Annotated in this window: 25 protein-coding genes; 9 read left to right on the plus strand and 16 right to left on the minus strand. The window is 70.9% G+C overall.

The annotated features are described in order from the left end of the window. Positions 1 to 57 precede the first annotated feature (57 nt). Positions 58 to 675 (plus strand): DedA family protein, encoded by a 618-nt coding sequence (locus H0524_RS16460; protein WP_180199432.1) that lies wholly within the window; start codon positions 58 to 60, stop codon positions 673 to 675. A 67-nt stretch (positions 676 to 742) separates the two neighbouring features. Here H0524_RS16460 and H0524_RS16465 read toward each other — a convergent pair whose 3' ends face one another. Continuing rightward, the gene (locus H0524_RS16465) at positions 743 to 1399 is read right to left on the minus strand and encodes a TetR/AcrR family transcriptional regulator (protein ID WP_180199433.1); all 657 of its coding nucleotides are present in this window, start codon (positions 1397 to 1399) and stop codon (positions 743 to 745) included. A gap of 67 nt (positions 1400 to 1466) precedes the next feature. On the opposite strand from H0524_RS16465, the gene H0524_RS16470 reads away from it, so the two are divergent. The 3 genes from H0524_RS16470 (at position 1467) to H0524_RS16480 (ending at position 4640) form a co-directional block, all read left to right on the plus strand. Continuing rightward, positions 1467 to 1919, plus strand: a complete 453-nt coding sequence (locus tag H0524_RS16470; RefSeq protein ID WP_180199434.1) for an SCP2 sterol-binding domain-containing protein — start codon at positions 1467 to 1469, stop codon at positions 1917 to 1919. Positions 1920 to 1921: 2 nt separating this feature from the next. Next, positions 1922 to 3136, plus strand: a complete 1215-nt coding sequence (locus H0524_RS16475; RefSeq protein WP_018727970.1) for an acyl-CoA dehydrogenase family protein — start codon at positions 1922 to 1924, stop codon at positions 3134 to 3136. A 166-nt stretch (positions 3137 to 3302) separates the two neighbouring features. Then, the gene (locus H0524_RS16480; protein WP_180199451.1) at positions 3303 to 4640 is read left to right on the plus strand and encodes an MFS transporter; all 1338 of its coding nucleotides are present in this window, start codon (positions 3303 to 3305) and stop codon (positions 4638 to 4640) included. Between the two features lie 22 nt (positions 4641 to 4662). Here the strand turns inward: H0524_RS16480 and purD are convergent, their stop codons facing one another. Next, positions 4663 to 5913 (minus strand): phosphoribosylamine--glycine ligase, encoded by a 1251-nt coding sequence (gene purD, locus H0524_RS16485; RefSeq protein ID WP_180199435.1) that lies wholly within the window; start codon positions 5911 to 5913, stop codon positions 4663 to 4665. Positions 5914 to 5982: 69 nt separating this feature from the next. Beyond that, positions 5983 to 7272 (minus strand): adenylosuccinate synthase, encoded by a 1290-nt coding sequence (locus H0524_RS16490; RefSeq protein ID WP_018727967.1) that lies wholly within the window; start codon positions 7270 to 7272, stop codon positions 5983 to 5985. 127 nt (positions 7273 to 7399) lie between these two features. Here H0524_RS16490 and H0524_RS16495 point away from each other — a divergent pair, with 127 nt between their 5' ends. Beyond that, positions 7400 to 8434 (plus strand): hypothetical protein, encoded by a 1035-nt coding sequence (locus H0524_RS16495; protein WP_180199436.1) that lies wholly within the window; start codon positions 7400 to 7402, stop codon positions 8432 to 8434. Between the two features lie 55 nt (positions 8435 to 8489). After that, positions 8490 to 10223: a chromosome partitioning protein gene (locus tag H0524_RS16500; protein ID WP_180199437.1), complete on the plus strand. Its 1734-nt coding sequence runs from the start codon at positions 8490 to 8492 to the stop codon at positions 10221 to 10223. Between the two features lie 68 nt (positions 10224 to 10291). Here H0524_RS16500 and H0524_RS16505 read toward each other — a convergent pair whose 3' ends face one another. Together H0524_RS16505 and fbaA are read right to left on the minus strand one after the other, a co-directional pair. Further along, entirely contained in the window at positions 10292 to 10720 is a 429-nt protein-coding gene (locus H0524_RS16505) for a DUF3151 domain-containing protein (protein ID WP_180199438.1), read from the minus strand. Between the two features lie 221 nt (positions 10721 to 10941). Then, entirely contained in the window at positions 10942 to 11964 is a 1023-nt protein-coding gene (gene fbaA, locus H0524_RS16510) for a class II fructose-bisphosphate aldolase (RefSeq protein WP_180199439.1), read from the minus strand. A 278-nt stretch (positions 11965 to 12242) separates the two neighbouring features. Here fbaA and H0524_RS16515 point away from each other — a divergent pair, with 278 nt between their 5' ends. The 3 genes from H0524_RS16515 (at position 12243) to H0524_RS16525 (ending at position 15202) form a co-directional block, all read left to right on the plus strand. Continuing rightward, on the plus strand, positions 12243 to 12455 hold the full coding sequence (locus tag H0524_RS16515) for a hypothetical protein (protein WP_180199440.1): 213 nt from the start codon (positions 12243 to 12245) through the stop codon (positions 12453 to 12455). A 217-nt stretch (positions 12456 to 12672) separates the two neighbouring features. Next, positions 12673 to 14232, plus strand: a complete 1560-nt coding sequence (locus H0524_RS16520) for an LPXTG cell wall anchor domain-containing protein (RefSeq protein ID WP_180199441.1) — start codon at positions 12673 to 12675, stop codon at positions 14230 to 14232. A 256-nt stretch (positions 14233 to 14488) separates the two neighbouring features. Further along, positions 14489 to 15202: a VTT domain-containing protein gene (locus H0524_RS16525; RefSeq protein WP_180199442.1), complete on the plus strand. Its 714-nt coding sequence runs from the start codon at positions 14489 to 14491 to the stop codon at positions 15200 to 15202. Positions 15203 to 15353: 151 nt separating this feature from the next. Here the strand turns inward: H0524_RS16525 and H0524_RS16530 are convergent, their stop codons facing one another. From H0524_RS16530 to H0524_RS16580, 11 genes are all read right to left on the minus strand, one after another. Next, positions 15354 to 15731, minus strand: a complete 378-nt coding sequence (locus tag H0524_RS16530; protein WP_018816275.1) for a helix-turn-helix transcriptional regulator — start codon at positions 15729 to 15731, stop codon at positions 15354 to 15356. A 57-nt stretch (positions 15732 to 15788) separates the two neighbouring features. Beyond that, complete coding sequence (gene pyrE, locus H0524_RS16535; protein WP_018217902.1) at positions 15789 to 16328, minus strand: orotate phosphoribosyltransferase; 540 nt, start codon at positions 16326 to 16328, stop codon at positions 15789 to 15791. A 145-nt stretch (positions 16329 to 16473) separates the two neighbouring features. Continuing rightward, positions 16474 to 17283 (minus strand): SDR family oxidoreductase, encoded by an 810-nt coding sequence (locus H0524_RS16540; protein WP_180199443.1) that lies wholly within the window; start codon positions 17281 to 17283, stop codon positions 16474 to 16476. 7 nt (positions 17284 to 17290) lie between these two features. Continuing rightward, the gene (locus H0524_RS16545) at positions 17291 to 17896 is read right to left on the minus strand and encodes a hypothetical protein (protein WP_180199444.1); all 606 of its coding nucleotides are present in this window, start codon (positions 17894 to 17896) and stop codon (positions 17291 to 17293) included. Positions 17897 to 17996: 100 nt separating this feature from the next. Further along, positions 17997 to 18863 carry a hypothetical protein gene (locus H0524_RS16550; protein ID WP_180199445.1) on the minus strand — a complete coding sequence of 289 codons (867 nt, stop codon included), beginning with the start codon at positions 18861 to 18863 and terminating at the stop codon, positions 17997 to 17999. Positions 18864 to 18930: 67 nt separating this feature from the next. After that, positions 18931 to 20490: a polyamine aminopropyltransferase gene (locus H0524_RS16555; RefSeq protein WP_180199452.1), complete on the minus strand. Its 1560-nt coding sequence runs from the start codon at positions 20488 to 20490 to the stop codon at positions 18931 to 18933. 2 nt (positions 20491 to 20492) lie between these two features. Then, complete coding sequence (locus H0524_RS16560; protein WP_180199453.1) at positions 20493 to 21221, minus strand: hypothetical protein; 729 nt, start codon at positions 21219 to 21221, stop codon at positions 20493 to 20495. A gap of 47 nt (positions 21222 to 21268) precedes the next feature. Then, the gene (locus H0524_RS16565) at positions 21269 to 21691 is read right to left on the minus strand and encodes a DUF350 domain-containing protein (protein ID WP_180199454.1); all 423 of its coding nucleotides are present in this window, start codon (positions 21689 to 21691) and stop codon (positions 21269 to 21271) included. Positions 21692 to 21730: 39 nt separating this feature from the next. Further along, positions 21731 to 22156: a DUF4247 domain-containing protein gene (locus H0524_RS16570; protein WP_180199446.1), complete on the minus strand. Its 426-nt coding sequence runs from the start codon at positions 22154 to 22156 to the stop codon at positions 21731 to 21733. Beyond that, positions 22153 to 22659, minus strand: coding sequence for a DUF2617 family protein (locus tag H0524_RS16575; RefSeq protein ID WP_180199447.1), 507 nt, complete (start codon positions 22657 to 22659; stop codon positions 22153 to 22155). The genes H0524_RS16570 and H0524_RS16575 overlap by 4 nt, the downstream gene beginning before the upstream one ends. Beyond that, complete coding sequence (locus H0524_RS16580) at positions 22660 to 23289, minus strand: DUF4178 domain-containing protein (protein WP_180199448.1); 630 nt, start codon at positions 23287 to 23289, stop codon at positions 22660 to 22662. Between the last annotated feature and the right edge of the window lie 213 nt (positions 23290 to 23502).

Consider the following 23502-nt stretch of genomic DNA (forward strand, 5'->3'; position numbering starts at 1 on the left):
CCTTCCTTTTGTGACGGAAGGGCCTCCTTTTCATACCGCCACCCCGAGCATGAGGAGATGGAGTCCGCGCTCGACCTGCTGCGGCAGCTGATCACCTCACCCGTGGTGTATCTGCTGCTGTTCGCGCTCACCGCGGTCGACGCGATCGTCCCGATGGTGCCGGCCGAGACGGCGGTGATCACCGCGGCGGTGCTGGTCAGCGGCGATCCGCCGGAGTTGGCGGCGATCTGGGCCGCCGCCACTCTCGGCGCGCTGGCCGGTGACCACGCCTCGTACGTGATCGGACGGGGCGGCGGTGCCCGGCGGCTCGCCCGGTTCCCGGCGGAGAGCCGGCGGAGAGCCAGTTCGGAGTGGGCCCGGCGGGCGTTGTATCGGCGGGGTGGGCTGGTCCTCACCACCGCCCGCTACGTCCCCGGCGGGCGCACGGCGGTGACCCTCACGATGGGCGCGGTGCGCTACCCACCCCGGTCGTTTCTGCTCTTTGACGCGATCGGCGCGGCGAGCTGGGCGTTGTACAGCGTGCTGTTGGGCTACTTCGGCGGGCTGGCGTTCCAGCAGGAGCCGCTGCTTGGCGTACTCGCCGGTCTGGCCCTGTCGCTCGGGGTGACCGGCCTGCTGGAGTTGACCCGGCGGCTACGCCGGCGCTCGGGTCGCCGGAAGGCCACCCACCGGTAACCGAGGACGCCGCCTCGTGCAGACCCGGGGGTGCCGCCCACCGGAGACCGATGGCGATCCGGAGGCGTCAGGAGGGGGTTTCGCCCCGTTTGTTGGGCGGGTGCCAGAGGGTCCCGGCGAGCAGTTGGGCAGCGCCCACCCAGGCGACGTTCATCATCCGGGTGGCGGTCTGCTCCGGGTCCGCCTCCGGGTGGTCGACCAGCCAGTCGGCGACTGACTCGGTCGCGCCGACCAGGGCGTACGCGACGACCTCCAGCTCGGTCTCGGTCACCTCGCGCCCCTCGCTGCGCAGGGTGTGTTCGAGCATCCCGACGACGACCTCGACAATCCGCCGCCGCAGGGCGGTGAGCTCCCCGGCGAAGGGCTGCTCGCCCCGGGCCTGCCGGTAGAGCACCGCCCAGCCGTCGCGGTGCGCGCCGACGAAGCCGAGGAAGGCTTGCAGACTCCGCCAGAGCCGCTCGTCGGCCGACAGGTCGGGCGCGACGACATCGGCGATGGCCTGCATCATCCGGGCGCCCTCGCGGTGCAGGCAGGCGACGAAGAGTTCCTCCTTGGTGCCCAGGTACGCGTAGACCATTGGCTTGGAAATGCCGGCGTCGTCGGCGATCTCATCCATGCTGGCCCCGTGGTAGCCCCGCCGGGAGAAGACCCTGACTGCGGCATCGAGCATCTGTTGCTCGCGGACGGCTCGGGGCAGACGGCGGAAGGTGGGGGTACTGGACACCCTTGCGAGCATACCTACTCGTGCGTAGGGTTACGCGCGAGTAGTCAAATTTCGGAAGGTGCGCCCCATGACTGACTTCGACCCGGCCAAGTTCGCGAACGTCGGACCCAAGGAGTTCGCCCAGCTGGTCAAGTCCACTCCCGACGACAAGATCACCGAGATGATGTCGGGCGACCTCCGCGGCAAGGTTCTCGACGAGGTCTTCGGCCGGATGCCGCAGCTGTTCCGCGCCGACCGGGCGGGCTCGACCAACACGGTCATCCACTGGAACATCACCGGCGGCACCGACGGCGGCACCGACACCTACGAGGTGGTCATCGCCGACGGCGCCTGCACCGTCAACCAGACCTCCCAGCACGACCCGAAGCTGAGCCTCACCCTCGGCCCGGTGGAGTTCCTCAAGACCGTCTCCGGCAGCGCCAACCCGGTCATGATGTTCATGAGCGGCAAGTTGAAGGCCAAGGGCGATCTGGGGCTGGCCGCCAACATCTCGAACCTCTTCGACATTCCCAAGAGCTGACAGTGGCCGAGTTCTCGCTCGATCTGACCGAGGAGCAGCGGGATCTTCGTGACTGGGTGCACGGCTTCGCCAGCGAGGTCGTCCGCCCGGCCGCGGCCGAGTGGGACGCGCGGGAGGAGACCCCGTGGCCGATCATCCAGGAAGCGGCCAAGGTCGGCCTCTACGACTTCGAGTTCCTCGCAACCTGCTGGGGCGACCCCAGCGGCCTCTCCCTACCGATCGCCTGTGAGGAGCTCTTCTGGGGCGACTCCGGCATCGGCCTGAGCATCTTCGGCACCGGCCTCGCCGTGGCCGCCATCTACGGCACCGGCACACCGGAGCAGCTGATGGAGTGGGTGCCGCAGTGCTTCGGTGACCTCGAATCCCCCGCCGTGGCAGCGTTCTGCACCAGCGAACCCGAGGCGGGCTCCGACGTCGGCGCGATGCGCACCCGCGCGGTCTACGACGAGGCCGCCGACGAGTGGATACTCAGCGGCCAGAAGTCGTACGCGACCAACGGCGGAATCGCCGGCGTGCACGTGGTCACCGCCTCGGTCGACCCGGAACTCGGCTCCCGCGGGCAGGCGGCGTTCGTCGTACCGCCGGGCACCCCCGGGCTCGCCGCGACCCGCAAGCTCCGCAAGCTGGGCCTACGCGCGTCGCACACCGCCGACGTCTTCCTCGACGATGTCCGCGTACCCGGCCGCTGCCTGCTCGGCGGCAAGGACGCACTGGACGAACGGCTTGCCCGGGCCCGCTCCGGCCGGCGGGCCGCCTCCCAGGCGGCGATGCGTACGTTCGAGCTCTCCCGGCCGACCGTCGGCGCGCAGGCGATCGGGGTGGCCCGCGCCGCCTACGAGTACGCGCTGGACTACGCGAAGGAACGGGTCCAGTTCGGCCGACCGATCATCGAGAACCAGGCGGTGGCATTCGCGCTGGCCGACATGAAGATGGAGATCGACGCCGCCCGGCTGCTGGTCTGGCGCGCCTCCTGGATGGGACGCAACAACCGGGTCTTCACCGCCGGCGAGGGCTCGATGTCCAAGCTGAAGGCCAGTGAGGTCGCGGTCAGCGCGACCGAGAAGGCGGTGCAGCTGCTCGGCGGCGCCGGCTTCCTCCGCGACCACCCGGTCGAGCGGTGGTACCGGGACGCCAAGATCTACACCATCTTCGAAGGCACCTCCGAGATCCAGCGGCTCGTCGTCGCCCGCGCCATCTCCGGCGTCCAGATCCGCTGACCCGCGCCGGGCTCCCCGCCCCCCGGAGCCCGGACGCTCACCGGCCACTCCCGGGCCCGGATGCTGCCGGGCCCGGGAGCGGCCCCCGAGCTCCCGCACGGCCGGCGCCGTCATCAGACCGTCAGCGCGGCGATACGCCGCTGCCAGGCCCGACCGACTGGCTATGATGATCTTCGCGATGACTCGGACCGAACACCGCCGCCGGACACCGTTGCTCCTGGTCGAGGCGGCGACGCTGCTCTCAGCCACCGGCAACGGCGTGGCCATCGTGGCGCTACCCTGGCTGGTTTTGGAACGCACCGGCAGCGCCACCGCGGCCGGGGTGGTGGCCGCCGCCAGCGGACTACCACTCCTGCTCTCCAGCCTCTTCTCCGGCACGGTCGTTGACCTGCTCGGGCGCCGCCGGACCGCGCTGGTCTCCGACGCCCTCTCCGCCGTCTCGGTCGCCGCCATCCCCCTCGTCGACACCCTGGTCGGGCTGAACCTCGGCTGGATCGTCGCGCTGGCCGTCCTCGGCGCGGTCTTCGACCCGGCCGGAATGACCGCCCGCGAGACGCTGCTGCCCGCCGCCGCGCAGGCCGCCGGCTGGCGGATCGAACGGGCGAACGGCGTCCACGAAGCGATCTTCGGGCTGGCCTTCCTGATCGGCCCCGGAGTCGGCGGCCTCCTCATCGCCACGGTCGGCCCGGAGGCGACGTTCTGGGTCACCGCCGCCGGCTTCGCGCTGTCGGTTCTCCTGATCGCGGCCGTCCGGCTGCCCGGCGCAGGCCGTCCCGAACGCCCACCCAGCGGCCTGTGGCGGGGCACGCTGGAAGGGCTGGGCTTCGTCTGGCGGGACCCACTGCTGCGCACCCTCTCCCTGATCACGATGGTGCTGGTCGCGCTCTACCTGCCGGTCGAGGGGGTGCTGCTGCCCGCCTGGTTCGTCGCCGAAGGGGAACCCGCCCGCCTCGGTACCGTCCTGATGGCGATGAGCGCCGGAGCCGTGGCAGGTGCGCTGGGCTCGTCGGCGGCCGGCCGGTTCATCCGCCGCCGCTCCCTGATGGCCACCGCCCTCGTGATCACCGGCCTGGCCCTGCTCGGGCTCGCGTTCCTGCCGCCGTACCCGGGGATGCTCGCCTTCGCCGGCCTGGTCGGGCTCGCCTACGGGCCGGTCAACCCGCTGGCCAACTACGCCATGCAGACCCGTACCCCGGAGCGGCTCCGCGGCCGGGTGGTCGGGGTGATGACCTCGTTCGCGTACGCCGCCGGGCCCGCCGGTTACCTGCTGGCCGGCCCGCTGGTGGAGTGGCTGGGCCTGGCCACCGCCTTCCTGGTCCTCGCCGGTGCGCTCCTGGTGGCCGCGCTGGTCGCCGCGCCGCTGCCGGTGTTGGCGACGTTGGACGACCCACCCCGGTATCCGCCCGCCCCGCCCGGTGGGACGACAGGGCGGAGCGAGGGGCCGGTGCCGCTCGGCGAGCAGTGGTTGCCCGCCGCGCACCGCGACCCGCCAGCTTCCCGATGAGTCGGCGCCCGCCGACGGGCGGTCAGCCGGGAATGGTGATCCGGCCGGCCACCGCCGCGGCGGCGATGTCGCTGCGATGGTGCGAGCCGGCCAGCTCGACACCCCGGACCGACTCGTAGGCGGCATCACGCGCAGCGGCCAGGTCGGAGCCGGTGGCCGTGCAGCAGAGGACCCGGCCACCCGCGGAGAGCAGCGCGCCGTCGGCGGCCCGGCGCACCGTACCCGCGTGGACGATGCCCGAGGCCTCCGCCCCGTGGATCACGTCGCCCGTGCGCGGCTTCGCCGGGTATCCCTCGGCGGCCACCACGACGGTGACCGCCGCGCCCGCACGCCACCGCAGCGGCGGGTGCGCGGCCAGGTCACCGGTGGCGGCGGCGTGCAGCAGCCCGGCGAGCGGTGTCTCCAACAGGGCCAGGACCGCCTGGGTCTCCGGGTCGCCGAAGCGGGCGTTGAACTCGATCACCCGAGGGCCGGCGGCGGTGATCGCCAGGCCCACGTAGAGCAGCCCGGCGAACGGCGTACCGCGCCGACGCAGCTCGGCCAGGGTCGGGTGGGCGATGTCGCGCATCACCTCGTCGACCAGGCCGGGCGGCGCCCACGGCAGCGGTGCGTACGCCCCCATGCCGCCGGTGTTCGGACCGGTGTCGTCGTCCCCGACCCGCTTGAAATCCTGCGCCGGCAGCAGGGGAACGGCCGTCTCGCCGTCGGTGACGACGAAGAGGGAGACCTCGGGGCCGGCGAGATACTCCTCGATCACGACCTGGCCGCACGCCCGCGCGTGCTCCTCGGCCACCCGGCGGTCCTCGGTGACCACGACTCCCTTACCGGCGGCGAGGCCGTCGTTCTTGACCACGTACGGCGCACCGAAGTCGTCCAGGGCCCTGCCGACGCTCTCGGCGTCGGCGCAGCTGTACGCGCGGGCGGTCGGCACCCCGGCGGCGGTCATCACGTCCTTGGCGAACGCCTTCGACCCCTCCAGGTGCGCGGCCGCCGCGGACGGCCCGAAGGCGGGGATGCCCTTGGCCCGCACCGCATCGGCGACCCCGGCGACCAGCGGCGCCTCCGGCCCCACCACCACCAGGTCCGCGCCGCACTCGACGGCGAGCGCCGCCACCGCGGCCGGATCGGTGGGGACCACGTCCCGCAACACCGCGACCTCGCCGACCCCCGGATTCCCCGGCACGGCGAAGAGCGCCTCGACCGAAGGATCAGCCACCAACCCGAGCGCGAGGGCGTGTTCCCGCCCGCCACCACCAATCAGAAGTACCCGCACGGGGGCGATCCTACGGCCCGGCCCGCACCCGCACCCCGGTCGGTCCCGGGGTGCGGGTGGACGGGGAACTCAGGGCAGCAGCGGGTGGTAGACGACGTTCTCCTCCCGACCGGGGCCGACGCCGACCACGCTGACCCGGGTACGGCAGAGCTCCTCGATCCGGGCGATGTAGCGACGGGCGGCGGCGGGCAGCTCCGCCTCGGTCCGCGCCGTGGTGATCTCCTCCCACCAGCCGTCGAGCTCCTCGTAGATCGGAGTCGCGTGGTGGAAGTCCGTCTGCGTCATCGGCATCTCGTCGACACGCCTGCCATTGATTTCGTACCCGACGCAGATCGGCACCTTCGGCAGGCCGGTCAGCACGTCGAGCTTCGTGACGACCAGGTCGGTGACCCCGTTGAGTCGGCACGCGTACCGAGCGACGACCGCGTCGAACCAGCCGCACCGGCGCTCCCGACCGGTGGTGGTGCCGTACTCGTGGCCGACCTTGCGCAGGTGCTGGCCGTTGTCGTCGTGCAGCTCCGTCGGGAACGGTCCGGCGCCGACCCGGGTGGCATACGCCTTGCTGACCGCGATCACCTTGGTGATGGCGGTCGGCGGGACTCCCGCTCCGACACAGGCCCCACCGGCTGTCGGGTTCGAGGAGGTCACGAAGGGGTAGGTGCCGTGGTCCATGTCGAGCATGGTCGCCTGGGCGCCTTCCAGCAGCACGGTCTCGCCGCGGTCCAGCGCCTCCCAGAGCATCGCCCGGGTCTCGGCGATGTACGGCCGGAGCCGCTCCGCGTAGCCCAGGTACTCCTCGACGGTCGCCTCGACGTCGATCGCCTTGCGGTTGTACACCTTGAACAGCATCTGGTTCTTCTCGCGCAGGGCGAGTTCCAGCTTCTGGCGGAGGATCCCCGGGTCGAGCAGGTCCTGCACCCGGATCCCCATCCGAGCGACCTTGTCCCCGTACGCCGGGCCGATGCCCCGGCCGGTGGTGCCGATCCGGGACGACCCCAGGTACCGCTCGACCACCCGGTCCAACGCCCGGTGGTGCGGCATGATCAGATGCGCGTCGCCGGAGATCCGCAGCCGGGAGACGTCCACACCGCGCTCGGCGAGCCCGTCGATCTCGGCCAGCAGCACCTTCGGGTCGACCACCACGCCGTTCCCGATGACTATCTTCGCGTTCGGCGAGAGCGCCCCCGAGGGCATCAGGTGCAGGGCGTACTTCTGCCCGTCCGGGGTGATGACCGTGTGGCCGGCGTTGTTGCCGCCGGAGTAGCGCACCACGTGGTCAACCCGCTCCCCCAGCAGGTCGGTAACCTTGCCCTTGCCCTCGTCGCCCCACTGGGCCCCGAGAAGAACGATCGCTGGCATCTTCTTCAGCCTCCAGAAGGCTCGGGTGCCAGGCGGCGACCGGTCGGCGAGCCCGGGGTGTCAGGCTAACAAGAAGTGACGGCGCGGCCGGCAGGGGTTCGCGCCCAGAGGCAGGAGGCTGCGACCCGTGTACGACGTGGTGCTGCTCACGCTCGGCTCGGAACGGGACGCGCCGGGCACCTGCGGCAGCGACGGTGCCTGCTGCGGCGACACCGACAAGGCCGACAACGACACCGACAAGGCCGGCAGCGAGCCCGCGACCAACCGCTGCGAGACCCCCCGCGTACCGGTGCTGGCCTGCACGGACGCGCTCACCGCCCGGGGTGCGCGGGTCGACCTGGTGACCGCCAGATCCGAGCGGGAGATCGACGAGGTGCTGGGCCGCCTCGATGGCCCACCTCGACCGGACGGCCTCGACTGGCCCGACCCTGAATCCCGCACCCGACTGATTGTCGGCACCGCCAGTGACGCACAGCTGCGCACCGTCCTACGTCGCCTCGTCCGGCGGTACGCCCCGCCGCCGAGCCGCCGTCCGGCGGATCTGCCGGTCAACCGGACGGTGCCGGACCTGCCACCGGTTGGCGTGCTGCCGCTCGACCCGACCCGTGGCAGCAGCCAGCCTCAAGATCTGGCAGCACAGCTCGGGCTGCCCCGCGACCCGGTGGCGGTGGCGGCGGCGGTGTTGACGGGCGCGCCCCGCCGCCTCGACCTGCTACGCAATGACGCCGGATCGGTCACGCTGGACGGCGCGCTGCTCGGTGCGGCCGACGAGGGGGGCCAGCCGCTGCACTGGCGAGGCCGGGTCGAGGTCGACGACACGCTCCTCTCCGCCGGCGACGACCCGCTGCTGGCCTGCGCCATCGGCAACGCTGGCGGGTACGCCCGGCTGGCCGACGTGACCCTGCTCGCCGCCCCCGACCCGGGCGACGGTCTGGTCGAGGTCGCGGTGGCGGTCCCGGTCCTCACCTCGTCCCGGTGGGGTCGCCGCCGGGTCCGCCTGGAGGTCCGCCGCGCCCGCGGTCGGGCGGTGGCCGTCGTGCCCCGGGAGGGTGCGATCCCGTTCCTCGACGACGGCGCCGAGGGCGAGCTCAAGCGTAAGCGGTCCTGGTGGACCGAGCCGGGCGCGTGGGCGGTCTGGTCTCCCCCGACCGCCCACGCGTAGCCACTCAGATCACTTTCCGAGGCATATCCTCAGCAGGAGGCAGGGGGAGGAACCCATGGTGGACGAAAACGTCGACCGGTCGTACCCGGCCGGCCAGCAGCCGGCGCCGGAACGGGACATCGAACCCTGGTGGCCAGTGGCCGAAGCCGAACCGGCGTCCTGGTCGCCGACGACGGCACCGGATGACCAGAGCCAGCCGCCTCCGCCGACCGACGAGACGCAGGTCCCCGTCGCGTGGGCGAACGCGCCTTCCGAGGCAGCGCGCGCCTGGGCGCCGAGCCCGGAGAGCGGCCCGCACAGCCCGGTAGCCGATGCCCCGGCACCCCACGGTCCCACCGTGGCGCCGGGGCCCGGCGTCAATCTCCACCAACCGTTCAGCCTCGACCCGACCGATCCGGCACCTGGCACGTCGACCAGTAGACCGACCGCCGAGGCATCGTCGGAGAGCCCGCCCGCCGTCAACCGGGTCGCCTGGGCTGACCGTGGCACCTCGACCGAGTGGCCGCGGGTGGTACCAAGGCAGCGCCCCGCACCGCAGGAGGCCGCCGACGATGCCCACCACGGCACGAACGACCCCCACCATGCCTTCGGCGACCCCCACCAGGCCGTCAGCGACCCCCACCAGGCCGTCAGCGAACCCCACCAGGGCGTAGCCGAACCCCACCGCGGCCTAGGCGGACCCCACCACGGCCTGGCCGATCCGGGCGGTGGCGGGAACCGCCACCGCCCGGACCCGGGTGCACTGCCAACCGTGGGGCCGCCACCCTCGGTACCACCAACCGCAGGACCAGTTCCGGCTCCCTACCCAGCACCAGTGCACGGCAACCCCGTACCTCCGCGGACCGGGTGGACGCCGCCGGGGCAGGCGTCACCAACCGCCGAGGACTTTGCCCGGCGTCGGCAGCTACGCCCGGTGGATCCGATGGCCACCATGGGCGTGCGGGCGATGGCCAACCGGATTGGGCTCCGCCTCCCGCCGGGCCGCCAGGAGCAGGAGCTGCGCCGCGACATTGAGATGGTCCGCCGCAACTTTGGCGGGCTGCGGCAGGTCACCGTGGTCAACCCGAAAGGCGGCGCCGGCAAGACGGTCGCAATCCTGTTGCTCGCCATGGCCTTCGGTCAGAAACGTGGCGGCTACGTCCTGGCCTGGGACAACAACGAGACGCAGGGCACCCTGGGCATGCGCGCCCAGCAGGATTTCCACGCCCGTACGGTGCGAGACCTGCTGCACGATCTCAACCAGTTCCACAGCTCCCACGGCCGGGTCGGTGACCTGTCACAGTACGTCCGGGCTCAGGGCGAGGGGATGTTCGACGTCCTCGCGTCGGACGAGTCGGCCACCGGCGGGGGGATGCTCACCGCTACGGCATTCGCGGAGATCCGCGAGGTGGTCAGCCGCTTCTACAAACTGATCTTCGTGGATACCGGCAACAACGTGCGGGCGCAGAACTGGCAGGCCGCGATCGACGCCACCGATCAGCTGGTGGTGACCATGTCGGCCCGCAACGACTCGGCGGAGACAGCCGCCCGGATGCTCGACCATCTGGAGCAGAGCGGCCGGCAACGACTGGTGCGGCAGGCGGTGACCGTCGTATCGATGCCGCCGTCCCGGAAAGAGATCGACCTGCCGGCGATCCAGGCGCACTTCGCAGCGCGGACCCGGGCAGTGCTCCTGGCCCCGTACGAGCGGCTCATCGATTCCGGCGAGCCGCTCCGGTATGCGGGGCTCTCGTCGGCCGCTCGGGACGCCTGGCTCAAGATCGCGGCTGCGGTGGCCGAGGGGCTCTGATCCACCGCGGCGAGCCGGGTACGCCGGGCTGGCTGCTACCAGCCCGGCGTCGGTCGCCCGCGGGCAGCTCAGTCGCTCGCCAGCGCGTCCGCCGCGGCCGGATCGCAGTCGCGGAGGAACTGGGCACAGCGGGCCGCCTCGTCGGCCTCACCGATGGCGTCCGCCGCCCGGGACAGCACCCAGAGGCACCGCAGGAAGCCCTGGTTCGGCTCATGCGACCACGGCACCGGGCCGTGCCCCTTCCAACCGCTGCGGCGTAGCTGATCCAGGCCCCGGTGGTAACCGGTGCGGGCGTACGCGTACGCCTGGACCACCTGGTCCGCCGCGAACGCGCGGACCGCGAGCGCGGCCCAGGCCGCACTGAACGTGGGGAAACGTGCCGCCACCGCGGCGAAGTCCTCGTCGGCGCCGCTCTCCGCAGCGGCGGCGATGGCGTTGTCAGCCTCATCGTGCGCGGGCAGGAGGGTGGCCGGTGGCTCCGGCAACAGGTTCTGCATCGCCCTATTCAACCCGCTTCCCCCGACGGCCCGCGAGCGGGTCGACTGACCCGACCGCAGTACCCGCACGCGAGCGACCCCACCGCCGTCCGCCGGTCGCGCTGCTGGTCACCCTCCGGGTCCGATGCTGCGCGGACGGCCGCCGGGCAGCCGTCGGGGGCACCAAGCGCGACGGCCGGCTCCCCGGTGCGGGGAGCCGGCCGTCAACCACGGCGATCAGATCACTTCATCCGGGTACCGGTGGAACGGAGGTCCTCGCAGGCCTCGACGATGCGAGCGGCCATCCCGGCCTCGGCGGCCTTGCCCCAGACCCGCGGGTCGTACTTCTTCTTGTTGCCGACCTCACCGTCGACCTTCAGCACCCCGTCGTAGTTGCTGAACATGTGGTCCGCGACGGGACGGGTGAAGCAGTACTGGGTGTCGGTGTCGATGTTCATCTTCACCACCCCGTAGTCCAGCGACTCACGGATCTCCGACAGCAGCGAACCGGAGCCGCCGTGGAAGACCAGGCTCAGCGGCTTGTCCTTGCCGTACTTGGCCCCGACCGCCGCCTGAATCTGGTTGAGCACCTCGGGACGAAGCTTGACGTTGCCCGGCTTGTAGACGCCGTGCACGTTGCCGAAGGTCAGCGCCGCCATGTAGCGGCCCTTCTCCCCCAGGCCGAGCGCCTCAACCATGGCCAGGCCGTCGTCAACGGTGGTGTAGAGCTTCTCGTTGATGGCGTTCTCGACGCCGTCCTCCTCGCCGCCGACCACGCCGACCTCGATCTCGAGGACGATCTTGGCCTTGGCGGCCGCACCGAGGAGTTCCTCGGCGATCGTGAGGTTCTCCGCTACCGGCACCGCCGAGCCGTCCCACATGTGCGACTGGAACAGCGGCTCCTGGCCGGCCCGCACCCGCTCCTGCGAGATACCCAGCAACGGCCGGACGAACTTGTCCAGCTTGTCCTTCGGGCAGTGGTCGGTGTGCAGGGCGATGTTGACTGAGTACTTCTTGGCGACCTCGTGCGCGTACGCGGCGAACGCCGCCGCGCCGGTGACCATGTCCTTCACCGAGGGGCCGGAGAGGTACTCGGCACCACCGGTGGAGACCTGGATGATGCCGTCACTCTCCGCGTCGGCGAAGCCCTTCAACGCCGCGTTGAGGGTCTGCGAGGAGGTCACGTTGATCGCGGGGTAGGCGAACCGGCCTTCCTTGGCACGGTCCAGCATCTCCGCGTAGGCCTCGGGGGAAGCGATTGGCATGTCGAACGCTCCTTACTTAACGCTCTCGGCCGTCGCCGGCCGCTGTTGTCCCTGGTGCGCCGGACCGCGCTGTCCACCGCCGGCAGTATCCCGCAGTTGATTACGGTCGGCACCACCGGCCCGGCGGAGGCCATGTACCCATCGTGGCACCGGGGCGCCACGGCGGGGAGGCATTCCCGTTTCCGGCCGGATCGGCACGGTCCACGCCACCCCCAACGCGGAGCGTGACCAGCCCGTACGGTGTGGGTAGCTGTCCGCACGAGATCCAGGGAGGGACCATGGGCCTACCCGACGAGGACTTCGCCCCGGGCGAGCACCTCACGCCGGACGAGCGGGACCCGGAGGCCGAGCCGGCGGACGCGGTCGAGCAGGCCACGGCGGTACTCCCGGGCGAGGTGGAGGTCGAGCCGCAGCTCGGTCTGGAGGTCAACGGCTGGGACGCGACGGAGCAGGCCCGGGTCGTCGGGGGCGACGAGGACGACTACCGCTGAGCGGGCGACCGACGGGCCGGGGCGATGCACCTGGGCGATGCGGCTGGGGCTGGGGCGACTGGGCAGCAGCCGGGAATCAACTGACCGAAGTGGCGAATTTGGTTCGGATGTTCGGCTGACATCGGCGGGCTACCCCCACTTGGGAAGGCCAGCCTCCGAGGAGCCGAATATGATCCACAAACCGACTTTGGTATGAACGCCCAGCTGAAGGATTTTCATGCTCAAACACCCCACCCGGCGCTGGCTCGCCGGGATCGGCCTCGCCGGCGCGCTCGTCGCCGCCGCCGCTACTCCTGCCTCGGCAACCGAGACGGAGATCACGCTCGGCGTCTACTTCGACAACGTCACCCTCGCCGCCGGCTCTGCCGGCAAGGACAGGTCGTCGACCATCTCCGCCTCGGCGCCGGTCACCCTGCACGACCTGACCGTCCAGTACGACTTCAGCGACCTCGCCGGCAAGGTCGATGTCTCCTCGGAGAGCCTCGGCAACGACTGCACCACCCCGGAACCACATGTGTTGCGCTGCGTCCAACCCTTTGCCCAGCACATTGAGGACAGCCGAGGCGCCTACAGCCTGTCTCTCGTACCCACTGCCGCCGGCGCGAACGGCGACGAGGGGGTGCTGAAGGTCAGCTTCAGCGCCCAGGGCTTCTCCCCCGTCACCCACGAGGCGACAGTACGCATCGGCACCGGAGTCGATCTCGTCGCCGGGGCAGAACACGAGTTCTCCGTCGCACCCGGCGAGACGTTCACGGAACCGCTGACAGTCAGCAACGCTGGCGAGGTCACCGCCGACGGGGCGGTCGCGTACTTTGACCACGACTACGCGATCCGGGCCGACCAGCGCTACAGCAACTGCAACTACGATGGCGACCACCTGGTCTTCTGCCGCTTCGACGAAAAGCTGACGCCGGGGGCCAGCTACAGCGCCTCCCTCACCCACACGCTCGGGGCGGACACATACGCGCCGAGCTTCATACACGGCAATGCCTACTGGCAAACGCCGGCCGAGTTCGAAGCCTACGAGGCACGTCTGCACCACCTGGGTATCTCCCTGGGAGAGCCCGGCACCGGCGGGAAGCTCACGCTGACCGAGCAGAACCGCATCCAGTCGGCTCGGGAGGCGCAGGCCGACACTGATCCGTCCAACAACTGGTCCCACATGGACATTACTGCCGCCGGCAGCAACGGCACCGACCTGGCGGCGATCGGCGCCGAGGTCTCCGGGGAGAAGGACGCCGAGATCCTGGCAAGCATCGGCTTCCGCAACAACGGCCCGGCCACCCTTGACTACAGTCGGCCCCACTCGTCCGTGACCTACCTCGAGGTCGACATCCCGCAGGGCACCACGGCAACCGGGGTACCCGACAACTGCGCGCCGTTGCGCGGCAACGACCTGGGCGAATGGGGCGAGCCAGGGGGAGAGAAGTACCACTGCTACGCCGCCATCATGAGCAAGGTTGACGAGCAGGAGACGTTCGACTTCACGCTCCGGATCGACGAGGTAATCGCGGATGCTTCCGCCGCGGTAAAGGTCAACGTGCCCTGCCAGTGCGACGGCGGCTTCTACGACGACATCAAGCCGGCCAACGATGAGGCCGCGATCCTGGTCAACGCGACCGGCGACACCGGAGGCGGGGGCGGCGGCGCCGACCCGAGCCTGCCGATCACCGGTGACTCCACCCTACGGGTGGCCGGCCTCGGCGGCCTGCTGCTCGCCATCGGCGCGGCCGGCTTCCTGGTCGCCCGCCGTCGCCGGAACAGTTTCGTCGCCTGATCCGGCCCAGCGGCACCGCGCTGCCCCGTCAACCCGCCCGGTTGACGGGGCAGCGTGCATGGGAGCGCGGTTCTGGTCGGCTGAGTCCACGCCGGTGGCCCTCGTCGGGCGCTTCACCTGCCCAGGTAGCCCCGACCAGCGGTGTGGGTACAGCTATGACGTCAGGCACCGGACGGACCGGGCTGCCACCTAGACTACGGACATTCCCGTCGCCGCTGGCGACGTCCACCGCCCGGCAGCCCACGGAGGTCACCGCGTGCCGACGCCCACCACTACCCTGGCTCTCGGGCCGGACTGGCTCGATCCCGAGGTGCTGATCGAGGCCTTCGGCCTGCTCGGCATCCTGGTGATCGTCTTTGCCGAGTCGGGGCTACTGATCGGCTTCTTCCTGCCTGGTGACTCGCTGCTCTTCACCGCCGGCCTGCTCACTGCCGACGGGAAGTGGATCACCACGCCGCTCTGGCTGGTCTGCCTGCTCATCACGCTGTCGGCCATCGCCGGTGACCAGGTGGGGTACGCCTTCGGACGCAAGGTCGGGCCGGCGCTGTTCCGGCGGCCCAACTCGAAACTGTTCAAGCAGGAAAACCTGCTGAAGTCGCACGAGTTCTTCGAGAAGTACGGGGCCCGCTCGGTGGTACTGGCCCGCTTCGTACCGATCGTCCGGACGTTCACCCCGATCGTGGCCGGGGTCAGCCGCATGAACTACCGCACGTTCGTCATCTACAACGTGATCGGCGCGATCCTCTGGGGCACCGGCGTGACGGTGCTCGGCTACTTCCTCGGCCAGATCCCGTTCGTGAAGGCGAACATCGAGCTGATCCTGATCGCGATCGTGGTGCTCTCGGTGGTCCCGATCGTGGTCGAGTTGCTGCGCGCCCGCCTGGCGGCGAGGCGCGGCACCACCGCGGCGGAGCGGGCCGCGGCCGAGGCGGCGATCCAGGAAACCCGGGAGCACTACGGCAAGCACTGACCTGGGACAAGCACCGATCTGGCCGGGGCACGGCACCGAGTGGCCGCGCCCCGGGGACCCCGCTGGCGCCCACGCTCGAAGCCGGGGCGCCAGCCGCGGAACCGGCCGTCCGACGCCACCCCGCTCGGAGGGCGTCGGACGAGCGCTACGGTCAGCGCGCCTTCTTGCCGGCGCGCTTACGCGGCGGCGTCAGAAGGTCGGCGATGGTCGCGATCGCGGTCGGCACCAGCCGGTAGTACGCCCAGACGCCGCGCTTCTCCCGCTCCAGCAGGCCAGCCTCGGTGAGGATGCGCAAGTGATGGCTGACCGTCGGCTGGGAGAGGCCAAGGGGCGCGGTGAGGTCACACACGCACGCTTCGCCCTCCGGAGCCGACTGGATCAGGCTCAGCAGCCGCAGTCGAGCGGGGTCGGCAAGGGCCTTGAGGACCCCGGCCAGCCGCTCCGCGTCTGCTCGTTCGATCGGCTCGCCGCCAAGCGGCGAGATCTGAGGCATTGTCATTTCCGCCAACGCAGTTCCCACGTATTCCATCCTTCCACCAGCAGCATTGACTCGCCTGCATATCGGCGAATCCAAATCGGCAGACTTTTACGCCACAAGGCCGAGGTCAGCCAACGTATAGGCCGCCCGGTACGGCAGTCCGGCGGCTCGCACCGCGGCGCCGGCACCTCGATCAACAATAACTGCTACCCCCACCACCTCGGCCCCCGCCTCACGGAGAGCCTCCACCGCAGTCAACACGCTCTGGCCCGTGGTGGACGTGTCTTCCACTGCGAGCACCCGGCGCCCAGCCACGTCAGGCCCCTCGATCCGGCGTTGCAGCCCGTGCGCCTTGCCCGCCTTTCGGACGACGAAGGCATCCAGCGGGCGGTCGGTACCAGCGGTGGCGTGCAGCATCGACAGCGCGATCGGGTCGGCGCCGAGGGTGAGCCCACCCACCGCGTCGTACGCCCAGTCGGCAGTCAACTCCCGCAGCACCCGGCCCACCAACGGTGCGGCCTCGTGATGCAGCGTTACGCGCCGCAGGTCCACATACCAGTCCGCCGCACGCCCCGAGGAGAGCACCACTCGACCATGGACCACTGCCAGGTCGGTGATGAATTTACGCAGGTCGTCGTGGTCCCCCATGGCGAAGAGGGTACTGCTCGATACTGGGAGCCATGTGTCGGGGCGGCCTGGGTCAGCCCTGCGGGCGATGCGACAGCGAGCGATGTACCAACACGCTCCGCAACCGGAAGAGCCGTCGGCGCCGCCGATGACCTTTCCGGGGCAATCACTGTTCCGCGCGGCTAACCTGCCCCCGGGTGTCCTGCGAGAAGGCTTCCACCAGCCGCCGGGGGGCGTGCCGCATCACCGCCACGAGCAGCTTGTACTTCCACACCGGAACGCTGATCAACTTACCTTTTCGCAGGTCACGTAGGGATTCAGCGACGACATCCTCCGCCCGCAGCCACATCCACGCCGGCGTCTTCGACCGGTCGATGCCGGCCCGGTCGTGGAACTCGGTACGGGTGTAACCCGGGCAGAGAGCCATCACCTGGACACCGAACGCCCGCACCGACAGACCAACCGACTCGCTGAAGCTGGTCACCCACGCTTTGCTCGCCGGGTACGTCGAACCGGGCATGACCGGCCCGAATCCAGAGACCGAAGAGACATTTATCACTGCCCCACTCCGTCGCTTGGCCATCGACTGGACGGCGGCGAGGGTGAGCCGCATCACCGCGTGCACGTTGAGCCGGAGCAGACGCGCCTCGTCTTCCGGCGACGACCGCAGGAACGGTGTGTTGAGGCTGATCCCCGCATTGTTCACCAGCAACTCGACCGGGGAACCCGTGGTGAGCCGGCGCTCCACCGCCGCGCACCCATCGTCGGTGGACAGGTCGGCGGAGATCGTCTCGACCTCTCGGCCGTGCCGGGAGGTCAGCTCGGTGGCGGCCTCCCCCAGCCGGGCCGGGTCCCGGGCGACCAGCACCAGGTGCCAGCCCTCCGCAGCCAGCTGGCGCGCGAACTCCGCGCCGATGCCAGCCGTCGCGCCGGTGATCAAGGCGCGCCGCTCGGCGGTCGACTGGTCACTCGGCACGAGCGTCTCACCTCGGGGGATGCGGGGGCGGGTACGGCACGTGCAGGCCGGGCACGGGCCGACGGAACCAGCTGGCTGCCGACGGCAGGGCCAGCAATATCGCTACCACAAGGTAACCGAGCACCTGCCCGACCGAAAGACCTGCGCCGAGCGGAATCCACCAGTCCGGGTACGCCTCGGACAGCTGGGCAAACAACTCAACGGTGGAGCGATCCTCGTCGCCCGGCTGCATGGGGAAGGCCCGCATCCCGCCCAGACCGGCGCACCCGCAGCAGCCGGCGACCACCCCCAGGCCGGCGACCACCCAGGTCGCTACCCGCGCACCGGGACGACCAATGCGCACCAGCCCGGCGAGCGCGGCCAGGAGCACCCCGGCGAGCAGGCTGACCACCGCACCCGCCGCTGTCCAGGCACTGACCAACAGGGCCACGCCATCGATCTCGTCCGGCGAGGCCGCGCCTCCCGCCGCCGCCAGCCGGAAGGCGTCAACCGTACTGACCAGAACGAACAGGCCGGCAACGGCGTACGCGACGGCGATCACCGCCATCACCGCCAGCAGCACGACGGCCGCGGTCACCGCAGCCGGGCGGCGGGCCGGTTCGGGGTACGACACAACTGGTCCCTCCGGTAGGCGTCGGGTTGCACGCTATCCGGAGGGACCAGTTGTGTCGCGTTCTCCGGCGGGGGAGGCCGCCGGCGGCTAACGGCCAGCCCTACCCGCCGGAAGACCCCCCGCCACCCGAGTCGGACGAACCCGAGCTCCCCGAGGAGCCCGAACTCCAGTCGCCCCCCGAAGAGCCCGAACTCCAGTCACCCCCCGAAGAGCCCGAACTCCAGTCACCCCCCGAAAAGCCCGACTGGCCCGGGTCACCCGAACCCAGATCGGCCTGCGGATAGCCCGGCTGGTTCGGGGCCGTGGGGTAGGAGGCGCCGGGAGCCGTGGGGTACGACGGCCCGCCCGGGGGCGGGGGGTACGCCGGCCAGCCCGGAGCCATGGGATAGGCGGCGCCGGGGACCGGAGGCTCCCACTGCTGCTGCGGCTTGCGGAAGAACTCGTTCGACTGCGGCAAGGCAAGCAGGATCAGGGCCACCAACAGGGCGATGGCGCCGAGAGCCCCGGTCAGCACCGGCTCATGCCAGGACGGCAGGACTTCGTCCAGCCGGCGGTTGAGCTCCTCCGGGCTGACAACGTCACCGGAGACGTCGGTCTCCAACACGCTACCCGCCGCGGAGAAGGCCAGTCCGACGCCGACGCAGCAGAGCGCGATGCCACCGACGACCCAGGTGATGATCCGGGCCGGGTTCATCCCCCGGTTGTTGAGCAGGGCGAGAACGACAATTCCCACCGCGAACAGCAGGCCGACCACGCTCATCGCGGCGACTATGAACACCGCGGCGCCCTCGGTGCCCTCTTGTGGGGTGCCCGCATAGGCATCCTTGTAGACCTCCCGGGTCCCGCCCAGGTGGGTGAGAGCGACCACCACATCGAGCAAGGCCAGGGCGGCGTAGAAAAAAAGCAGGTAGCTGGAAATAGTGACGATGCCCGGACGTACCCGAACGGGCTGGTGCGGATTTACCACGAGTCTCCTTCCCTCATTCGCGCCCACACCGTACGACCTCCGCCCCACAAACTCGACGGTACGAGCCTCAGTACCCGCGCCATTCGGCACGCGCGTACTCGAGCACTCGGGGATGCAACAGCGTGGAGGCCGGCACGTTGACCCGGCGCCGGTCCGGCGGGAAGACCTCGGCGGCGGCCAGCGTGGAAGCGTCCAGAAAACGCAGGGCCGGCGCGTCGCTCGGCAGGGTCAGCAGGGGCGGGTTCTCCTCGGGCGCGGCGAGCAGAAAGCCCCAGTCCCCGAAGGAGGGGATATCCACGTGGTACGGGGTGGTGGCGAGTCCGGCCTCCCGCAGCGACGCCTCGATGGACCAGTACGACCGGGGCGCGAAGTACGGGGAACCGGCCTGCACCACCAGCCGGCCCTCGGCGGCCAGCGCGTTGCGGACCAACGTGTAGAACTCCACGGAGTAGAGCTTCGCGGTGGCCGTCTCGTCCGGGTCGGGCAGATCGGCGATCACCACGTCAAACTGCTCGGTGGTGGACCGCAGCCACCCGAACGCGTCGGCGTGCAGCACCCGCACCCGGGGATCGTCGAGCGAACCACCGTTGAGCTGCCGCAGTCGCGGCTCGGTGCGGGCCAACGCCACCACCGCCGAATCCAGGTCGACCACGGTGATCCGACGGACGTCCGGGTAGCGCAGCAGTTCCCGAACCGCGAGCCCGTCCCCGGCGCCGAGCACGAGCACCTCGCCGCGCGGACCAGCGAGCGCCGGATGCACCAGCGCCTCGTGGTACCGGTACTCGTCGAGCGAGCTGAACTGGAGATCCCCGTTGAGGAAGAGGCGCAGGTCGGTTCCGCCGCCGGGCTCGGCCACCGACCGGGTGAGGACGATCTCCTGGTAGCGGCTGCGCTCGGCGTGCACCACCGGATCGCGGTAGAGCTGCTGCCGGGCGGTCACCTCGAAGTCGTGGGCGGTCAGCCACGCGTACCCGAGGCAGACAGCGACCAGCACGGAACCGGCGGTCAACGCTGCGCGCGCCCGCCCGCTGAGTTCCCGCCGGAAGACGGTGAAGACCAACGCCAGGCCGGCGACGGCGTTCACCGCGCCGACCACCAGCGCGCCCTTGAGCTGACCGAAGAGCGGCAGCAGCAGGAACGGGAAGGCCAGGCCACCGAGGAGGGCACCGACGTAGTCGGCGGCGAACAGGTCGGCGACCGCACTGCCGGCCGCCTGTCGACGGATCCGTTGCAGCAGCACCATCAGCAGCGGGATCTCCGCGCCGATCAACAGTCCGAGTACGAAGGCGGTGCCGACCAGTGCCGGCAGATACAGGTTCAGCCAGGCGAACGCCGCATAGAGGCCGAGTACCGACAGCCCGCCGAGCAGGGCCAGGGCCAGCTCGATCGCGGCGAACACGGCGGCGGCCCGGGATTGCAGCGGCTTCGCGGCGAGGGCTCCCACCCCCATCGCGAAGACCATGACCCCGAGCACGATCGACGCCTGCCCGACCGTGTCACCGATCAGGTAGCTGCCGAGCGCGACCAGGGCCAGCTCGTAGACCAGGCCGCAGGCCGCGCAGACGAACACCGCGGCCAGCACGGTGGCGCGGGCCGGCCGCCAGCGGACCGGCGCGTCCACGTCCACCGTCACGCCCGCTTCACCGGCCGCCCCGAGGCGCTGCCCTTGCCACGCCGGGCCGTAACCGCCGCCTCGCCGCGCTGCCGACGCCGCTGACTCAGACCGACCACCACCAGCAGCACGGCGATCAGCACCATCCCGGTGGCCCCGATCAGCCAGCCGGAACGCTCCCGCCACAGGTCGCTGCCGGCTGCCGGCAGCGGGCTCGGCGCCGCGACGGGAGCGCTGGTGACCACCGGCTCCGGACTGACCACACCACGTTCGACGACCAATAGTGGAAGACTCACCGCGGCCCGCGTCACCGCCCAGCCGGGCTCCGCAAGGAAGGCCGCTCCATCAAGGCCGAACCGGGACAAGCTGGTCTCCAGCGCGAAGAGGTCGTAGCTGAATTCGGGCGACCCGTCGACCACCACCCGGGCGAAGTCCTCGGCCTCGCTGCTCTCCGGGGTGTAGTCGACGGTCGCGGCGACCCACAGCCAGCGGGGACACTGCGGGTGGTCAACCACCGAGATGCCGACCCCGAGGTTCGATCCGGTGCTGACCACGTCCCCGTCTCCCTGCCTGAGCTCCCAGCCGTAGCAGATGTCCTGCTGCTCGGCGGCGTCGCGCAGCAGGGCCACCGTGTCGTTCTGTTCGGTGGTGGTAGGCGGCGGTACGACCAAGCTGTTGTCCTCGCTCAGGGCGGCGACGGCGACCACAATGCCGAGGACGGCCGCCACCGCGATGCCACCCCACACCCACCCGCTCTGCCCGGCGGATGCGCGCGACGCTGCGCCCCGGGCCATCAGCTGATCGCGGCGGCGATGATCGCGCCGGCAGCGAGGTGAATGGCGGCGGTGACCCAGACCGCGGGGTGCGGCTCCGGGTCGACGAGGATCTCGCCCAGCCGCCCGGGGGTGGCGAGATCCAGCAACAGGAACGCGGCTGCCATGATGACCAGGCCCAAAAGCCCGTAGGACGCCGCCCCGACCAGGCCGACGACGAAGTCGTCCTCGCTGGCGGCGATCGCGGCGACCACGATGATGCCGACACCGAGCAGGTTCGAGGCGAGCAGGAGCGCGGCGTTACGGTTGCGTTCGTTCCAGATCAGCTGATGGAGCCGGCCCGGGGTGGCCAGGTCAACCAGACCGTAGCCGATGCCCATGAGAGCGATCCCGACCACTCCGTAGGCGAGGGTGAGCAGCAGGTCAGTGACGAGGGTCTGCAACACAGGGGCGCTCCAGGGTTCGTACGGTCGACAGAGGTGCTATTTGCCACTTCCCGGGCCACCACCCCGGACGGTGTTGCCCCGACCCCAGCCCCAGTGACCTCCGACCACGGAGTGGTAGCGCGGGTACGCGGTGGTCAGCCGTTCCAGGAGGATCAGTGAGCCCGCGGCGACCGGCAGGATCACCACCGAGTCATCGTCGTAGCGCAGGTAGACGCCGGTGCCGTCGATGTACTGGTCCGCCGGCTGCCAGGCGTCGGTGAGTTCCTGGGCCACCTGGCTCGGCTGTTTCGTCGAGCGGTAGGCCAGCGCCGCGCTGTCGAGGTCGTGTGCGGCGGTTCGCTGGTAGTGGTCCTCGACGAAGCCGCGCGGGGAGAAGCTGCCGTAACTGATGGCGATGGTCACGACCAACACGCCGAGGAGGGCGAACGCCGTCCCCACCACAAACCAGCGCCGGTACGTCATCGCGGAGTCACCACCGTTTCGGTCAGGACCAGCTCCCTGGTCTGCGGGTAGGCGTGCCAGGTGCGCCAGCCGAGGGCGCCACCCGACCCGCCCGGACGCACCGCCATCGCGGTCACCGCGTCAACGTCGCCGGGGAAGACACCGACCAGGGCGTACGGGTCATCCGCCAGGTCGGCGCGCAGCGCCGCCACCCGTTCCCGCAGGCCCTCGTCGCCGGGGCGCAGCACGGTGGCGGTGAACCGGTAGCCGGTGGACTCGTCGTGGACCCGGTCGGGCAGGTCGGGGTGGCGACCGGGCAGGCACGCCACCGTCTCGGTCAGCGCGGTGCCCGGGGCGCGCAGCACCACCTGGTGCGAGGCGCCGAGCAGGCGCAGCCGCACCTGGACCGCGCCGGGCAGATCGACCTGGAGTACGTGCAGCGCGGGTCGCGGTGCGTCGTCAAGCGCCAGGCTGAGGTCGGTGGCACAGGTGTCGACGTAGGGGGCGAGAAGGGTGACGAGCACTCAGGCCACCCCGTCCCGCGGATAGATCATCACTTCGGAGCGGTGCAGCCGCTCGCCCCGGGCCACCTCCCAGCCCGCCTCGCCGTACGCCTCGAACGACAGCCGCTCCCCGCCGGAGGCCTGGTAGTCGTGGTAGCGCAACGTGCCGCTCGGGTCGAGTGTGGTGGTGCCGACCGCGGTGTAGCGGGCCTGGCCGGACTCGCTCCAGCGGTAGCGGCGGCCGGCGAAGTCGATGGTCGGTGCCCCCGGAGTGATCGTCGTGCCGGGTTCGGCCGCCCAGAGCACCAGTTCCAGCTCTGGATCCTCCTCCACGGAGAGCCAGCGCCGGACGCCGTCCGCGTCGTCGAGCAGGTGTTCCGTCCAGCTCCACGCGCCTTCCACCAGGCGGACGGAGCCACGCACCGCGTATGTCACGCCGCCGGAGACCTCGACGAGGTCCCCGGGCTTGAGCCGCCGCGGGTCGCCCCGAAGGGCGTCCGCGTCGCGATCGCGCAGCGGGTCTTCTGGGGCGGCCCGCGTACCGGGTGGACGGCGGCTGGTCCGGCGCTGGGCCCACACGGCGATCACCACCCCGGCCACCACCGCCAGGCATCCCACCGTCGTCAGCAGATACGCCACCGGCCCGTTCACCGACCACCTCCCCAGGCATGTCGATCGGAGACGATAACAACCTGGTGCACCTCGGCGGAGCTGGCAGGCGCCCGCACCCGCGCGGCGAGGGGGCCTAGACGATCTATTCCGAGGGATCAGTGGTCGTAAGCGATGAGGGAGCGCATGACGGGTTGGCCGGTGGTCCAGTTGTGCCAGATCGCGGCGGTCATCGCGAGGATGCGTTGTGCGACG

Origin of the sequence: Salinispora sp. H7-4, assembly GCF_013416675.1 — a bacterium.
GTDB classification, from domain to species: domain Bacteria; phylum Actinomycetota; class Actinomycetes; order Mycobacteriales; family Micromonosporaceae; genus Micromonospora; species Micromonospora vitiensis.

Excerpts from the sequence above, each read along its gene's own strand:
- pyrE (WP_018217902.1), bottom strand. The coding sequence starts at position 16,328 with ATGGGGGACCACGACGACCTGCGTAAATTCATCACCGACCTGGCAGTG.
- H0524_RS16490 (WP_018727967.1), bottom strand. The coding sequence starts at position 7,272 with ATGCCAGCGATCGTTCTTCTCGGGGCCCAGTGGGGCGACGAGGGCAAG.
- H0524_RS16470 (WP_180199434.1), top strand. The coding sequence starts at position 1,467 with ATGACTGACTTCGACCCGGCCAAGTTCGCGAACGTCGGACCCAAGGAG.
- H0524_RS16515 (WP_180199440.1), top strand. The coding sequence starts at position 12,243 with ATGGGCCTACCCGACGAGGACTTCGCCCCGGGCGAGCACCTCACGCCG.
- fbaA (WP_180199439.1), bottom strand. The coding sequence starts at position 11,964 with ATGCCAATCGCTTCCCCCGAGGCCTACGCGGAGATGCTGGACCGTGCC.
- H0524_RS16460 (WP_180199432.1), top strand. The coding sequence starts at position 58 with ATGGAGTCCGCGCTCGACCTGCTGCGGCAGCTGATCACCTCACCCGTG.
- H0524_RS16520 (WP_180199441.1), top strand. The coding sequence starts at position 12,673 with ATGCTCAAACACCCCACCCGGCGCTGGCTCGCCGGGATCGGCCTCGCC.
- H0524_RS16500 (WP_180199437.1), top strand. The coding sequence starts at position 8,490 with ATGGTGGACGAAAACGTCGACCGGTCGTACCCGGCCGGCCAGCAGCCG.
- H0524_RS16570 (WP_180199446.1), bottom strand. The coding sequence starts at position 22,156 with ATGACGTACCGGCGCTGGTTTGTGGTGGGGACGGCGTTCGCCCTCCTC.
- H0524_RS16480 (WP_180199451.1), top strand. The coding sequence starts at position 3,303 with ATGATCTTCGCGATGACTCGGACCGAACACCGCCGCCGGACACCGTTG.
- H0524_RS16505 (WP_180199438.1), bottom strand. The coding sequence starts at position 10,720 with ATGCAGAACCTGTTGCCGGAGCCACCGGCCACCCTCCTGCCCGCGCAC.
- H0524_RS16530 (WP_018816275.1), bottom strand. The coding sequence starts at position 15,731 with ATGGAATACGTGGGAACTGCGTTGGCGGAAATGACAATGCCTCAGATC.